Raw genomic sequence first — 13,798 nt, 5'->3', positions numbered from 1 at the left:
GAAATTCCGAGGCTCGTTGCGTCTGAGCCCCCTCGGCCCTGGAAGAGAGGCAATCCGCCATGAGCTACGCACGTTTCGGTTTGATGATCCTGGTCTCAACCGTGGTCATGTTCGGCCTGATGTACCTGAACACCTATGCCCTGGAGCACGTCTTCTACAGCCAGACCCGGACTTGGATGGCCCTCGTCATGGGGGCGACCATGGCCATTATCATGCTGCTGTTCATGCTCGGCATGTACCGGAACCGTACCGCCAACATGGCCATTCTCGTGGCCAGCGTCCTGGTGTTCGCGGGGGCGCTGTGGCTCGTCAGGAGCCAGCAGACGGTGGGCGACGTGGCCTACATGAAAGCGATGATCCCGCACCACTCCATCGCCATCATGACCAGTGAGAGGGCGCGGATCCGAGACCCGCGCGTCCGGCGACTGGCCGACAGCATCGTCGAGGCCCAGGTGCGGGAGATTGGCGAGATGAAGCAGTTGGTTGCCGAACTGGAGGCCAACCCTCCGGCATCCTCTGCGCCGGTGCTCCAGCCCGCGCGCTGATGGCGTTTGTGCGGCGCCCGCGGGCTCACAGGTGGCGCATGCCATCGGCAGGGTATCCATCGCGAAACCTTCAGCAGGGAAGGTCCGCTTTGCCTTGCCTCACCTCCCGAAGCGGATTGGCGGCTTTCGGTCTTTCACGCCAGCTTAGCGCTTGGCAATCGACGTGGACGGCATCCTGCTTCCAGTGATGCAAGCCCTGAAGCGACTGCATCTTTTTGTTGCGGTCAAGGAAAGGGATGTCCGCTTCGGGATGGAGGAACTACGGTCAGCCATGTCTGCACGAGCGGCTGCTCCGAGCAGGCATGGGGAACGCGAGGGACAATGCATTCGACACCAGCGATGGCTGCTCCGTTGTCGATTTGCCAACGACATCTGGTTGCCGCCCTGCTCATCCTGGCTGGGGCCATGATAGCCATACCATCCGTAGCGAGCGCGGCATGCCCCACGGACTCTCTCGCGCCGCCGAAGGTCGTCGTTCTCGAGGTCCCGCATCCGCCGCTGCCCGTGGCGCGCGTGCCGCTGCGAACACGCGAGGTGAATGGCGAGGTCCGCCTCGAGAACGTTTACGGCACGCCCGAGATCATCAAGCCTCGCCTCCGCCCCGCCCTCGAGACGGGATCCGCGGCAGGCAACGGCTCAGCGTGCTGGAGGCTCGCAGGCGTCGAGGTGCGGCTGGAGGTCGAGGCCGCACGGCTGGAGGTGCCGGAGGAGTTTGCGGATAACGCCTGCCTGTATGTCGGCGCGGTCGTGTCCGCTCTCGAGGACCACAACAGGATCCACTCCTCGATGCGCGAGTTCTGGCAGCGTGTCACACCCAGGCTCAGCCAGTACCTGGGTGAATTCCGCTCAACCGGCGCCAACGGCGAAGTCGCCGCGAGACAGGCTTTCGACGCTTGGTTGAGACCACGCTTGCTGGGCATCGTGGAGACGCTCCACACTGAGGACGGTGGGCCGCGTCCCCCGCCGCCGAACGCGGGCTTCGAGGCCGGGCAGCGCGCCTGCCCCACCTTCCTCGACGAACTGACCCGCTTCAAGGCCGCCCGGCAACCCAGCGCCCAGCGGGCGCCGATCTAGGGACGACGCGTCGTGGTCGATCCTCGATGCGGAAGCAGGAGAGCGGACGAGGCGCTCAGCGGGAGTGGAACAGGGGCGTTCCGGCCACCGCGGCGAGCGCCTCAAGTGTCGGCGCCAGGGCCTCGACGATGCGGCACTCGGACACGGTGCCGCAGCCGCACTGCCCGACCAGGGAGTCCAGTTCCCGGCGGAGCGCCTGCAGGTCCGCGATCTTGCGCTCGACCTCGGCCAGGTGCTCGCGGGCGATCGCGTCGACCGCCTCGCAGGGCAGGTCCGGCTAGCCGACGAGCCCAAGCAAGGCGCGGATCTGCTGCAGCGAGAAGCCAAGCTCGCGCGCCCGCCTGATGAAGCTCAGACGTCCGAGATGGGCCTCGCCGTAGGTGCGGTAGTTCCCCGCGCTGCGGGCTGGCGTGGGCAGCAGACCGACCTTCTCGTACCACCGGACGGTCTCCACCTTGGTGCCGGTGGCCCGGGCCAAGGCGCCGATGTTGAATGAACTTTCTGCAATCAAAGCATTGACCATGTAGTGACTACAGGGTCCATCTTGGGTGGGTGGGCATGCCGTCGCAAGGCGCATCCCCAGGAGGCAGGAGCCAGAGTGGACGGCAAGGCGGCGAGGATGGGCGACAGCGGCATGCGCCCGCAGGACGGCACCATAAGGCAGGGCAATCCAGGCGGTGCGTCGGCGGCGCCCCTGTTTGACGGCGGCGGTTCATCACGGCCGGGCACCTGGGCACTGGCCGCGTCGGCCACGCTCCTAGGGCTGGCACTCGATCAAGCCTCAAAGTGGTGGATCCTCACCGCGGTGATGGACCCGCCCCGCCTCATCCCGGTGGCGCCGTTCTTCAATCTCACCCTGGGGTTCAACCGCGGAGTCAGCTTCGGCCTGCTGGCGGCGGACAGCCCCGCCACGCCCTGGCTGCTCTCCGGCTTCGCGTTGGCGGTGCTCCTGGGCTTCGGCATCTGGCTGGCCAGGGACTCGCAGCCGCGGCACGGGCTCGCCGCGGGGCTGATCGGGGGCGGCGCCCTCGGGAACGTGGTCGACCGTCTGCGGCAAGGCGCCGTGACCGATTTCCTCGACTTCCATTGGGCGGGCTACCACTGGCCTGCCTTCAACATCGCGGACACGCTGATTTTCCTCGGCGCGGCACTCCTGGTGCTGGGCGCGCGCACGCGAAACGCCGCCCCCATGGTCCTGGCTAAGCCTGGCGGCGACATCAGACATGAAAGGACACGGGGATGAACCGCAGGACATTGCTGGTCGCCCTTGGCGTCGGCATCCCGGCTGGGAGCGCGCTGGGGTGGGGCCTGTCCGAATGGATGCTGCGCGCCAGAAGAGCGTCCGCGCCGCGATCCAGCGGCATGCAGCAGCCCATCGGATCGCCCTTCGCGCTGGTCGACCACACGGGCCAGCGTGTCACCGACGCGACCTACGCGGGGCGGGTGCGGCTGGTGTTCTTCGGCTTCACCCACTGCCCCGACGTGTGCCCGACCGGCCTCGGCTACATCGCCGAGGCGCTGGATGGCCTGTCGCCGCAGGAAGCCGCGGCGGTGCGCCCGCTGTTCATCAGCGTCGATGCCGGACGAGACTCCCCGGAGTTGCTGGCCAGCTACGTAGCCAACTTCCATCCCGCCCTTATCGGTCTGACCGGCACGGAGGAGGAGGTGGCGGGGGCGGCGAAGGCGTTCCGCTCCTACTACAGCAAGGTTCCCACGGGCGGAGATTCCTACGTGATGGAGCACACCGCCTCCATCTACCTGATCGGGCCGGAGGGGACGCTGCGCGGCTTCCTCGACACCCACGAGCCTCTTCCGACCGCCGTCGCCAAGATCCGGCTGGCGCTGGGCGACACCGCGCCGGGTTCCACAAAGGGGGAGGCACGCTCGTGATGAGGCGCCGCGCTCTTCTCATCGCACTGCCGTGCGTGCTGGCGGAAACGGCCTTCGCGCAGGGAAAGCCCGCGGTGGTCGCCGAGAACGCGTGGTCCCGCCCGGCGCTGGCGCGCATCGGCACGGCGGTCGCCTACCTCAGCTTCCGCAACGAAGGCGGCCAGCCCGTGCGCATCCTCGGCGGCACGACGCCCGTCGCCGAGAGGGTCGAGATCCACGAGAGCGTCGTCGAGGACGGGGTCGCCAGGATGCGCCCCCGTCCGGAGGGCGTGGCCGTGCCCTCCGGCGGCGTGATCCGTTTCGAGCCGAACGGCCTGCACCTGATGCTGATGAAGCCACACGCCGACCTCAAGGCCGGACAGCACTTCACCCTGACCTTGAACCTGGAAGACGGCGGAACCGTCGCCGTCCCGGTTCAGGTGACGATGCGGGAGCCGGTGGCGGGTCATGGCGGAGCTTCACACTGATGCGGCAGAAGGAAAACCGTCCATGAGCGCCGCCACCACGACGGAGGATGACGCCATCGGCACCAGGGCTTGGGCTATCCTCTTCGCGGCATGGGCCCTGGCGCTCATCGCCAGCCTCGGCGCCCTATTCATCGGCGAGGTGATGGGCCAGGCGCCGTGCTCCCTGTGCTGGCACCAGCGCGCCTTCATGTTCCCGCTGCCCGTGCTCCTGGCGGTGGCCTGCTACCGCTCGGACACGGACATCTGGCGCTACGTGCTGCCGCTGGCCACCATCGGATGGCTGGTCGCGGGCTGGCACAGCTTGCTCTTCTACGGCGTGGTGTCGGAAGCCATCCAGCCTTGCGCCGCCTCCGGGCCGTCGTGCTCCGGCGACGCCATGATGCTGGGCTGGGCGCCGCTTCCGATGCTGTCCTTCCTGACCTTCACCGCCATCCTGATCCTGATGACCCTCCTCGCCCGGGGAGGGCGCAAGGCATGAACCGGCGCGCCCTCACTCTCGGCACCGGCGCCCTGGCCCTCGGGGTGTTCGGCTTGGGATACTGGCTGTATCCGCACGGCGAACTCGCGGGACCGGCGGCGACCGGACGGAACGACACCTACGTCCGGCCGCACTCGCCGGTCATCGGCAAGGCCGATGCCCGGGTGACCATCGTCGAGTTCTTCGATCCCTCCTGCGAGGCGTGCCGTGGGTTCCACCCGATCCTCGGGCAGATCCTAGCGCGCCATCCGGAGGACGTCCGGCTGGTGCTCCGCTACGCGCCGTTCCACCAGGGCTCGGACGAAGCCGTCCGCATCCTCGAGGCGGCCCGGCTCCAGGGCCGCTTCGAGCAGGTGCTGGACGCCCTCTTCGCCCGTCAGCCGGAGTGGGCCGCCCATGGGGCGCCGAACCTCGCGACCGCCTGGCGGATCGCCGGGGCCGCGGGGCTCGACCTCGGGAGGGCCAAGGAGGACGGGCGGCGGCCACAGGTCGACCGCGTGCTACAGGCCGACACGGCGGATCTCCAGGCCCTGCAAGTCAGGCAAACGCCGACGTTCTTCGTGAACTCGCGGCCGCTGCTGTCCTTCGGCCCGCGCCAACTCTACGAGCTCATCCTGCGCGAGTTGGACGCTCAGCGCTGAGAGTTCATGTTCGGACGACGCACCCTCATTCCTGGATAATGAGGTTAAGAATGACTTTCGCGTTCAGGCCGAGGATGCGCACTGAGACGTCTATAGATTTGAGTCGCCGTCGCCAAAAGTTCCACACAGCCCACGGCAGACAGGGCGTGCTGCCCGGTCAGCAGGGCAGAGCCTTGCCCGACTGCCTGTTCTGCTTGTCGCACAGCCCAGAAGTGGCTTCTTTCGGAGCCTCCATGCCGGTCAGCAAATCGCGCGCGATAATGACTCGATATCGTAGTCGAGTCGCCTCTGAGGAGGTCTGACAGGAAGGCCATAACAGTGGCCTTCCTGAGTATCAGAACTTAGGGCTTGGGCGGAGCGCTCTTGTCGCGATGCCCATGCTCATCAAGGTCACCGGGTTGATGGCCAGGATGGTCATGATGCGGCCCGGGCTTCTCCGACACGCTCTTATCGCGATGCCCATGCTCGTCGAGATCACCCGGCGTGTGCCCTGGATGGTCATGATGCTGGCCGGGAACTTCCTTCACGCTTTGGTCCCGATGACCGTGCTGGTCTAGGTCTCCTGGAACATGTCCCGGGTGGTCGTGGTGCGGGCCTGGCTTTTCCTGCGACATGATCTGTCCTCACTCGATTTCTGTTGCTGTTGCGCTGCAATATGTCCACGAGCACGTGGCAGAGTGCAGCTCTCAGACGTAACGCCTCGGACTGGAAACCAACGGACTGGTCCAACCGAGAATCACTGGCTACATCCTCTAGTAGCTAGAGGAGCAAGGAAGGCGGACATGTCCCACGACATGGTGATCGGAGAGGCTTCCAAGCGCACCGGCGTCAAGGCCGCCACCATCCGATACTATGAAAGTATTGGCCTTCTGCCGCTGCCGCCGCGTACGCCGGGCAACCGACGAACCTACGTTGCAGCAGACGTGCGACGTTTAAAATTTATCCGCCACGCCCGCGAACTTGGTTTCGATATCGACGCGGTCCGGCAGCTTCTGGCCCTTGCTGGTTTGCCTCAGGAACCCTGCGATGCAGCTGACGCGATCGCACGCGAACACCTTGCCGGGGTCGAGGACAGGATTGCCCGCTTGGTGGCGCTACGCAATGAACTCAGGGCGATGGTCGAACAGGGATCGCACGGACGCATTGCCGAGTGTCGCGTCATCGAGGTCTTAGCAGATCATGGTGAGTGCTTGGCAGAGACGCATTGACCATTGGTCGGGGTCGCAAGGCTCGGCTTCGGGCGGGCCAGAAAGGGCGGGCGGCGGCCGCAGGTCGACCGCGTGCTGCAGGTTGACACGGCGGATCTCCAGGCCCTGCAAGTCAGGCAGACGCCGGTGTTCTTCGTGAACACGCGGCCTCTGCTGTCCTTCGGTCCGCGCCAGCTCTACGAACTCATCCTGAGCGAGTTGGACGCCCCGCGCTGAGGCTCTTGTTCGGACGGCGCGCCCCTATCCCTGGAGGATGAGGTCAAGAATGACCTTCGCGTTCAGTCCGAGGATGAGCGCCGCGCTAGCCCACCCGAGCGCCAGCTGCCAGCGGGGCGCCGTCAGGGAGCCGAGGCGCCCCTTGTCCCCCGCGAACAGCATCAGCGGCACCACGGCGAAGGGCAGTTGGAGTGACAGGATCACCTGGCTCAGGATCAGGAGCTGCGCCGTGCCGCTCGTGCCGTAGAACCAGGTAACCAGCACCGCCGGTATGATGGCCACCAGACGGGTGATGAGGCGGCGCAGGACCGGAGGAAGGCGGAAACGGAGGAAGCCCTCCATCACGATCTGCCCGGACAAGGTCGCCGTGACAGTGGCGTTGATGCCGCACAGCAGCAGCGCGACCGCGAACAGCGTTGCCGCCGCCCCGGTCCCGACCAGCGGCGTGAGCAACTGGTAGGCTTCCTGGATCTCGGCCACCTCGGTTCGCCCGGCGGTGTTGAACACTGCCGACGCGGTGATCAGGATGGCCGAGTTGACCAACAGCGCGAGGCTCAGTGCCACCGTGCTGTCGATGCTGGCAAAGCGGATGGCCTCGCGCTTGCCGTCCAGATCCCTGCCGTAGTCCCGCGACTGCACCAGTGCCGTGTGCAGGTAGAGGTTGTGCGGCATGACGGTGGCGCCAAGAATGCCCATGGCGATGTAGAGCTGCGTCTCGTTCATGACGATGGAGGCGGCCGGGATGTAGCCGCGCAGCACGGCCCCCCAGTCCGGGTCCGCCAGTGCTATCTGGGTGGCGAAGCAGCCGAAGATCAGCGCGATGAAGCCGAAGATCAGGGCCTCCAGCCAACGGATGCCCTTGTTCTGGAGCCAAAGGATCAGGAAGGCGTCGAGGGCCGTCAGCATCACGCCCAGGATCAGCGGCACGCCGAACAGCAGCTGCAGGGCAATGGCGGTGCCGATGAGTTCCGCGAGGTCTGTCGCGCAGATCGCCAGTTCGGCGAGGAGCCAGAGCGGATAGGCGACGGAAGTTGGAAAGCGCTCCCGGCAGAGCTGCGCCAGGTCGCGTCCCGTCGCGATCCCGACCCGTGCGCAGAGCGCTTGCAGGAGGATCGCCATTAGCGACGAGAGCAGGGCGATGGAGAGCAGCGTGTACCCGAAGGCTGAGCCGCCAGCCAAGGCCGTCGCCCAGTTGCCCGGATCCATGTAGCCAACCGCAACCAGGTAGCCCGGCCCCACGAACGCAAGCAGCTTGCGCAGGAACCCTCCGGCGTTCGGCACACGGACGGAGCGATGAACCTCGGGGAGGCTTTCGGGCCTGGGGGGAGTCAAGGAAGCGGTCATTGGCGATGCCTGCCTAATGGGTGTTACCTGCCGCCGACTCCAGCCGGAGGCGCAGATTGTACCCGAGGCTACAATCCTGGGGTAATGCATCGCAAGCGAAACGAGCGTGTTGCCGCTTCCCTCGTGGAGTGCCGCGCCAAGAGGCTCGGCACTCCTTCACCCGCTCCGAGGTCGCGGGTCGCCCATCAACAAGCCGGATGCTTCCGCGCGCCCGGCCTCCAGGTTCCTGACGGCGAGACTACACCGCAGGCTTCCAGGCCAGCAGGCGCAGCGCGTTCAGGGTCACCAGCACCGTCGCGCCGGTGTCCGCCATGATGGCGGGCCAGAGGCCGGTGACGCCCATCAGCGTGGTGACAAGGAAAACCGCCTTGAGGCCGACAGCGATGGCGACGTTCGCCTTCACGTTGGCCATGGTGGAGCGCGACAGGCCGACGAGTTCGGCCACGCCGGAGACCCGGTCCTTGAGCACCGCGGCGTCCGCCGTCTCGAGCGCGACGTCGGTGCCGCCGCCCATCGCGATGCCGACCGAGGCCGCCGCGAGCGCCGGGGCGTCGTTGATGCCGTCGCCGACCATGACTACGGAGCCGGAGGAGCGGAGCGCCCCGATCTCCCGCAGCTTGTCCTCGGGCAGCAGTTCCGCCTTGACGTCCAGCCCCAGGCCACCCGCGATGGCGGCGCCCGTCCTGGCGTTGTCGCCCGTCAGCATGACCGAGCGGACGCCCAGTTTTGACAGGGCCGCGACGCCCGCGGCCGCGTCCGCGCGCGGCTCGTCCCGCAGGGCAAGGACACCCGCCACCGCGCCGTCCACGACCACCATGACCGCCGTCTTGCCCTCGTTCTCGAAGCCGGTGACCTGCCCGGCGAAGCCACCCATTCCGGCGCCCGTTTCCGCCGCGTGGCGCGGGCTGCCCACGCTGACCTTCCGACCGCCCACTGTGGCGGTGACCGCCTTTCCCGGCACGGCGCCCTGGTCCGAGGCCGGGGGTGTCGCGATGCCGCGCGACGCGGCCTCGGCCATGACGGCCTTGGCCAGCGGGTGCGAGGATCCCTGCTCCACGGCCGCGGCGTAGGCCAGGACGTCCCAGGCCGACGTCCCCGGCGCCGGGAGCACGTCAGTGACCTTGGGATGGCCCGCCGTCAGGGTGCCGGTCTTGTCGAAGGCGACGATCTTGGCCGCCCCAATCTGCTCCAGAGCGGCGCCTCCCTTGATCAGCAGGCCGCGCCGGGCACCTGCGGAGAGGCCCGAGGCCAGGGCAGCGGGCACCGAGATGACCAGCGCGCAGGGGCAGGCGATGAGCAGCACGGCCAAGCCGCGGTAAATGCTGGTCCACCAGTCCCAGCCCAGCAGGAAGGGCGGCAGCAGGATGACCAGGGCGGAGACCACCATCGCGCCCGGCGTCCAGTAGGTCGAGAAACGCTCGATGAAGCGCTGGGTCGGCGCGCGGGAGGCGGTGGCCTCCTCCACCATGCGGATGATGCGGGCGATGGTGTTGTCCGTCGCCGCGCGAGTCACACGGACGCGGAGCGCGCCGTCGGCGTTGATGGAACCGGCGACGACGTTCTCCCCGGGTCCGCGGGACACCGGCACGCTCTCGCCGGTCACCGGGCTTTCATCCAGGGCGGACTGCCCGTCCTCGATGGTGCCGTCGCACGGGACGCGGTCGCCGGGCCGGACCAGGACGAGGTCACCGACCGACAGGCGATCGGACGGCACCTGCTCGGTCGAGCCGTCCGCCCGCAGGCGCAGGGCGGTGCGGGGCATGAGGGTCGCCAAGGCCTTGATGCCAGCGCGGGCACGTCCGGCTGCCACGTTCTCCAGCATCTCGCCGAGGGCGAAGAGCAGGACTACCACGGCGGCTTCCTCCGCGGCGCCGATGACAGCCGCGCCCGCGGCGGCGGTCACCATCAGGGTCTCGATCGAGAACGGCGAACCCGCTCGGGCCAGGTTGAAGGCGCGACGCCCGAAAGGCACCAGGGCGACTAACGTCGCGATCAGGAAGAGCGGATAGGTCAGGTTGCGCGGCAGCACCAGCGACAGGGCGTAGGCACCGACAACAAGAGCGCCCAACAGCCAGACCAGGCGCGCCTTGCCCGTCGCGTACCAGGGCTTCGCCGCGTCGGCGAGGTCCTCGTGGTCGGCATGCGAATGGCCGAACGCGGCGCCGTGAGCATGACCGTGGTCACCGGCGGCGTGGGCCGAGGGACCGGCGGGTGTGGCTTGGATGTGCCCGTGTCTGGCGTGACCGTGGTCATGGTCATGGTCGTCATGCCCGTGGCCATGATGATCATGGTCGTGGTCGCAGCAATGGTCGTGCTCGTGGCCACCCGCCGGGGCAGACGGCGCGCCGGGAGCATCCTGAAGCGCGAGGGCTTTCACCTTGTAGCCCAGCGCCCCGATCTGCTTCTCCACAGCCGCGGCGTCCGTCGTGCCTGGCGCGAGGCGCAGGGTCAGCCGCTCGGCCATCAAGTTCACCGAGACGTCGGACACCCCGGGAAGGCGGTTGACGGCCTTCTCAACCTTGGCGACGCAGGAGGCGCAATCCATGCCCTCCACCCGCCAGGAGATCGGCGCCGCAGCGGCCGGGGCCTCGAGGCGCGTGGCCTTGTAGCCCAGAGCGCCGATCTGCTTCTCCACGGCTTCCGGCGTCGCACCATCGGGCGACAGCGTCGCGCCCAGCCGTTCGGCCATCAGGTTGACCTTGATGTCGGTGACGCCCGGGAGGCGAGCCACGGCCTTCTCGACCTTGGCGACGCAGGAGGCGCAGTCCATGCCTTGAACCCGCCATGTCACCGGCTGTCCCGGGATGTTGCCGCCGCGTGTGCCGTCCATCGAGCGAACTCCTGCTGATGACGGATTAGATACGACCTCCAGCCACTGGAGGTTCAAGGGCAATTCCGCCGGTCGTGTCTCAACTGGGTTCTTCCACTTGCGGTGGCGCCGCGCCGCGTGCTTGACCGTTGCAAATCCGGCGGCGATTTCATGGCCGACGCAGGAGCCCGGCTGCGTGAGCGGCCACTTGTCACTTGACAAATGACGGTTGGAAGCGTAACTGATGTCAGGCGAAGCGCGACGCCCTCGGCATTCCAAGCCCGAGGTTGAAGACACAATCGTTGCCGCGGAAGCAAAGGGGTGGGTCCTGGTCCATCGAGGCAACCCCATCTTCGGCATCCTGCGTTGCCCTTGGAACGACGCGTCCTGCCGAAATGGCACGTTCTGCCAGATATCCGTCTTTTGCACGCCGCAGAACGCGGGAAGCCACGCCCGGAAGGTTCTCCGGCAAGTGGAAGGATGCTGCCGCCTGTCCCAGACGGCGGAAACCTCTTCTGAGGAAGCGGGGTGACAATGAACGAATACAACTTCACGGTCCTGCTCCGGCTCTCTTCACCGGATGAGGACGGCGAACGCCACCTGGAAAATCTGGTGACCGGCGGGTGCGACGACGCGACAATCGCTCTCGGCCGCAAGGGCTACCTGCATCTGGATTTCGGCCGGGAAGCGCCCTCGGCGCTCGAGGCGATCTCCTCGGCGACGGCCGACGCGCTCGCTGCGGTGCCCGGAGCGGATGTTGTCACCGTTGGGCCAGACCTGGTGAACCTCACCGAGCTCGCGGAGTTGATGGGGTGTTCCCGCCAGAACATGCGGCGCTACCCTGCAGGTGAGGCCCAGGCACGGGAAGTGTTCCCGGCGCCCGTCAACGCAGGCGACCCGGCCCTGTGGCACCTCGTGGACGTGCTGCCCTGGCTTGAGCGCAACACGTCCCTCCGACCGGCGGATCCGCTGCTCGCGGAAGTCGCGGAAGCGACTTTCGCCGAGAACAGGCGCCATCAGGAGCTCCGGGCAGCTCGCACGGCGCGGCAGCAGACCGAAGCGGTCAGTCGCGTCCTGATGTCCCGGATCGGGCATCTGCTGGACCGGGAGATGGGCCGCCCGGCGGAAGTTTGGAAGGCCGCCGCGTGCGTCGCCCGGCTCGCGGGCCGCGGAACGGTCAAAACCAAGCTCAACAAGTTGCTCTTCTACGCGGACTTCCGCCACTGCGCCGAGTTCGGTGCGAGCATTTCCGGGCTGCGGTACGTGCGGCTGCCGTACGGCCCTGTGCCGGACGGCTTCACGCGGATTTTCTCAGCGGTTGAGGACGCCGGGGTCGTCTCCTCGTTCGAGGAGCTGCGGGGCTCGTTTATCGCGGAGGTGATCAAGCGCACCGAGGTGGATCTCGACGCCCATCTTTCGACCAGCGAACTGGCGGTGCTAGACAGTGTTCGGCGCCACTTCGAGAGGACTGACGCGAACACCATCGTCGAGATCTCCCACAGGGAGCCCGCCTGGCTCGAGACGCCGCCGAGTTCCGTCATCGCCTACTCGTTTTCCCAAAGGTTGGTTGAGCAGGTCGGCTGACCGCCTTCAGGTCAGCATGGGGAGGCCGCCGTAGGCTTCCCCATGCCTGGCGGCTCACCGATGGGTCTGCCCGGCGTCCGGCTCTCCCCACCTGTCCTCCGTGACCCCGTCGTGGGCGCCCGCCAGCTCGGCCTGGACGGTCAGGTGCGTGATGCCGAACTTCTCCCTCAGCATGACGGCCATCATGTCCTCCAGCCTCTCCTCCCGGGACAGCGAGGCATCAACGACGACGTGCGCCGACAGGGCCACCTTGCCGCTAGTCAGCGCCCAGACGTGGAGGTCGTGGATGTCGCGGACGCCCGCTGTTCCGCGCATGGACTGCTCGACCGCATCCAGGTCGATGCCGCGCGGCACGCTCTCGAGCAGGACGTCGATGGCCTCCGACAGAAGGGTCCACGTCCGGGGCAGCACCCAAAAGGCGATGGCGACGCCGAGCAGCGGGTCGACCCAGGTCCAGCCGGTGGCCCAGATGACGCCCGCGCCGATGATGACGGCCACGGATCCAAGGAAATCGCTCCAGACCTCCAGGTAGGCGCTCTTGACGTTGAGGCTGCTCTCGCTGCCCCCCGCCAGCAGGCGCATGGAAATCCAGTTCACCAGCAGGCCGAAGGCGGCGACGGCGAGCATGCCGAGGCTGCCTACCTCCGCAGGCTCGCGGAAGCGTTGGAAGGCCTCGTAGAGGATGTACAGCGCCACAAGGAAAAGCAGCGACGCGTTGAAGGCAGCCGCCAGGATCTCGAAGCGGTGGTAGCCCCAGGTGCGCCGCCGGTCGGCAGGGCGCCTGCCGACCCGGATCGCGACGAGCGCCACGGCCAGGGCCAGCGCGTCGGTCAGCATGTGCGCCGCGTCGGACAGGAGAGCCAGGCTGTTGAAGACATAGGCGCCTGCGACCTCGGCGAGGAGGAAGGCAGCCGTCAGCCCCAAAGCCTTGGCCAAGGCGGTCGAGTTAGCGTTGCCCACGCCGTGGTCGTGACCCTGTCCCATGCAAGCCTCCAGCAAGAACCCATCGCGGGTCCGTCGCGCCGGTTGTTCGCACCTCCATCCACTGGAGGTTCAACCCCTAAAAGTCGCGACCGCTCCTGAGTCCCGGCACATGTCCGTGACGGAAGGCCGCCGCCTACCCGGAACCGGGCGGGACGGCGGCGTCCAAGTCAGTAGCGCGCCTGACCGCTGCGCCCGGCCGGGTTCTTCACCTGCAGTGTCACCGGAGCGCCGCGAGCGGGCGCGGTGGGCGCCGTGCCCGTGAGGGTATTCTCGCTGCCCGGCGCCAGCTGGACGACCTGACGCGCCTGCCCGGCGCCGACCAGCGCGGACACCGTGTAGCCCGCCGATGGCACGGGCTTCCCGGCCTCGTCGTAGAGGTGGACCGTCAGGTTCCGCTCCGAGACCAGCAGTTCGGCATGCACGCCGACGACGTCCTGCATGCGGCCGCCGTGGGCACCCTGGTCGCTGTGGCCGTGTGACTGCGCCAGCGCGCCGGTCGAGATTGAGACGGCCGCCAAGGCCGCGAGAAGGATGGTGCGCACGTTTCAGGTCCTCGTT

At 67.5% G+C, this 13,798-nt stretch carries 15 protein-coding genes and 1 pseudogene; 11 read left to right on the top strand and 5 right to left on the bottom strand.

The window, feature by feature from the left end; genetic code table 11:
* Positions 1–59: 59 nt before the first annotated feature.
* Both IBL25_RS03245 and IBL25_RS03240 read left to right on the top strand, forming a co-directional pair.
* Entirely contained in the window at positions 60–545 is a 486-nt protein-coding gene (locus IBL25_RS03245) for a DUF305 domain-containing protein (RefSeq protein ID WP_187777125.1), read from the top strand.
* 321 nt (positions 546–866) lie between these two features.
* Positions 867–1,619: a hypothetical protein gene (locus IBL25_RS03240; RefSeq protein WP_187777124.1), complete on the top strand. Its 753-nt coding sequence runs from the start codon at positions 867–869 to the stop codon at positions 1,617–1,619.
* A 55-nt stretch (positions 1,620–1,674) separates the two neighbouring features.
* On the opposite strand, the pseudogene IBL25_RS26800 reads toward IBL25_RS03240, so the two are convergent.
* Positions 1,675–2,142: pseudogene (locus IBL25_RS26800) on the bottom strand (MerR family transcriptional regulator).
* Positions 2,143–2,217: 75 nt separating this feature from the next.
* Here IBL25_RS26800 and lspA point away from each other — a divergent pair.
* The 8 genes from lspA (at position 2,218) to IBL25_RS03190 (ending at position 6,519) form a co-directional block, all read left to right on the top strand.
* Positions 2,218–2,862, top strand: coding sequence for a signal peptidase II (lspA, locus tag IBL25_RS03225; protein ID WP_367615540.1), 645 nt, complete (start codon positions 2,218–2,220; stop codon positions 2,860–2,862).
* On the top strand, positions 2,859–3,509 hold the full coding sequence (locus IBL25_RS03220) for an SCO family protein (RefSeq protein ID WP_187777122.1): 651 nt from the start codon (positions 2,859–2,861) through the stop codon (positions 3,507–3,509). Before lspA ends, IBL25_RS03220 begins: the two co-directional genes overlap by 4 nt.
* On the top strand, positions 3,509–3,976 hold the full coding sequence (locus tag IBL25_RS03215) for a copper chaperone PCu(A)C (RefSeq protein ID WP_187777121.1): 468 nt from the start codon (positions 3,509–3,511) through the stop codon (positions 3,974–3,976). Before IBL25_RS03220 ends, IBL25_RS03215 begins: the two co-directional genes overlap by 1 nt.
* A 22-nt stretch (positions 3,977–3,998) precedes the next feature.
* On the top strand, positions 3,999–4,454 hold the full coding sequence (locus tag IBL25_RS03210; RefSeq protein WP_187777120.1) for a disulfide bond formation protein B: 456 nt from the start codon (positions 3,999–4,001) through the stop codon (positions 4,452–4,454).
* Positions 4,451–5,095 (top strand): DsbA family protein, encoded by a 645-nt coding sequence (locus tag IBL25_RS03205; RefSeq protein WP_187777119.1) that lies wholly within the window; start codon positions 4,451–4,453, stop codon positions 5,093–5,095. The genes IBL25_RS03210 and IBL25_RS03205 overlap by 4 nt, the downstream gene beginning before the upstream one ends.
* 371 nt (positions 5,096–5,466) lie before the next feature.
* Positions 5,467–5,652 (top strand): hypothetical protein, encoded by a 186-nt coding sequence (locus IBL25_RS03200; RefSeq protein ID WP_187777118.1) that lies wholly within the window; start codon positions 5,467–5,469, stop codon positions 5,650–5,652.
* A 225-nt stretch (positions 5,653–5,877) separates the two neighbouring features.
* The gene (locus IBL25_RS03195; RefSeq protein ID WP_187777117.1) at positions 5,878–6,303 is read left to right on the top strand and encodes a MerR family transcriptional regulator; all 426 of its coding nucleotides are present in this window, start codon (positions 5,878–5,880) and stop codon (positions 6,301–6,303) included.
* 72 nt (positions 6,304–6,375) lie between these two features.
* Positions 6,376–6,519 carry a hypothetical protein gene (locus IBL25_RS03190; RefSeq protein ID WP_187777116.1) on the top strand — a complete coding sequence of 48 codons (144 nt, stop codon included), beginning with the start codon at positions 6,376–6,378 and terminating at the stop codon, positions 6,517–6,519.
* 24 nt (positions 6,520–6,543) lie between these two features.
* Here IBL25_RS03190 and IBL25_RS03185 read toward each other — a convergent pair whose 3' ends face one another.
* Both IBL25_RS03185 and IBL25_RS03180 read right to left on the bottom strand, forming a co-directional pair.
* Positions 6,544–7,863 (bottom strand): Nramp family divalent metal transporter, encoded by a 1,320-nt coding sequence (locus tag IBL25_RS03185; protein WP_187777115.1) that lies wholly within the window; start codon positions 7,861–7,863, stop codon positions 6,544–6,546.
* A gap of 238 nt (positions 7,864–8,101) precedes the next feature.
* Positions 8,102–10,693 carry a heavy metal translocating P-type ATPase gene (locus tag IBL25_RS03180; protein WP_187777114.1) on the bottom strand — a complete coding sequence of 864 codons (2,592 nt, stop codon included), beginning with the start codon at positions 10,691–10,693 and terminating at the stop codon, positions 8,102–8,104.
* Between the two features lie 513 nt (positions 10,694–11,206).
* Here IBL25_RS03180 and IBL25_RS03175 point away from each other — a divergent pair.
* Complete coding sequence (locus tag IBL25_RS03175) at positions 11,207–12,256, top strand: Panacea domain-containing protein (protein WP_187777113.1); 1,050 nt, start codon at positions 11,207–11,209, stop codon at positions 12,254–12,256.
* A 54-nt stretch (positions 12,257–12,310) separates the two neighbouring features.
* Here IBL25_RS03175 and IBL25_RS03170 read toward each other — a convergent pair whose 3' ends face one another.
* Together IBL25_RS03170 and IBL25_RS03165 are read right to left on the bottom strand one after the other, a co-directional pair.
* Positions 12,311–13,240 carry a cation diffusion facilitator family transporter gene (locus IBL25_RS03170; protein ID WP_187777112.1) on the bottom strand — a complete coding sequence of 310 codons (930 nt, stop codon included), beginning with the start codon at positions 13,238–13,240 and terminating at the stop codon, positions 12,311–12,313.
* 167 nt (positions 13,241–13,407) lie between these two features.
* Positions 13,408–13,782 (bottom strand): hypothetical protein, encoded by a 375-nt coding sequence (locus IBL25_RS03165; RefSeq protein ID WP_187777111.1) that lies wholly within the window; start codon positions 13,780–13,782, stop codon positions 13,408–13,410.
* Positions 13,783–13,798 lie beyond the last annotated feature (16 nt).

Source organism: Pseudoroseomonas ludipueritiae (assembly GCF_014490445.1).
GTDB classification, from domain to species: Bacteria; Pseudomonadota; Alphaproteobacteria; order Acetobacterales; family Acetobacteraceae; genus Pseudoroseomonas; species Pseudoroseomonas ludipueritiae.
This window is presented reverse-complemented; position numbering and strand designations above follow the sequence as displayed.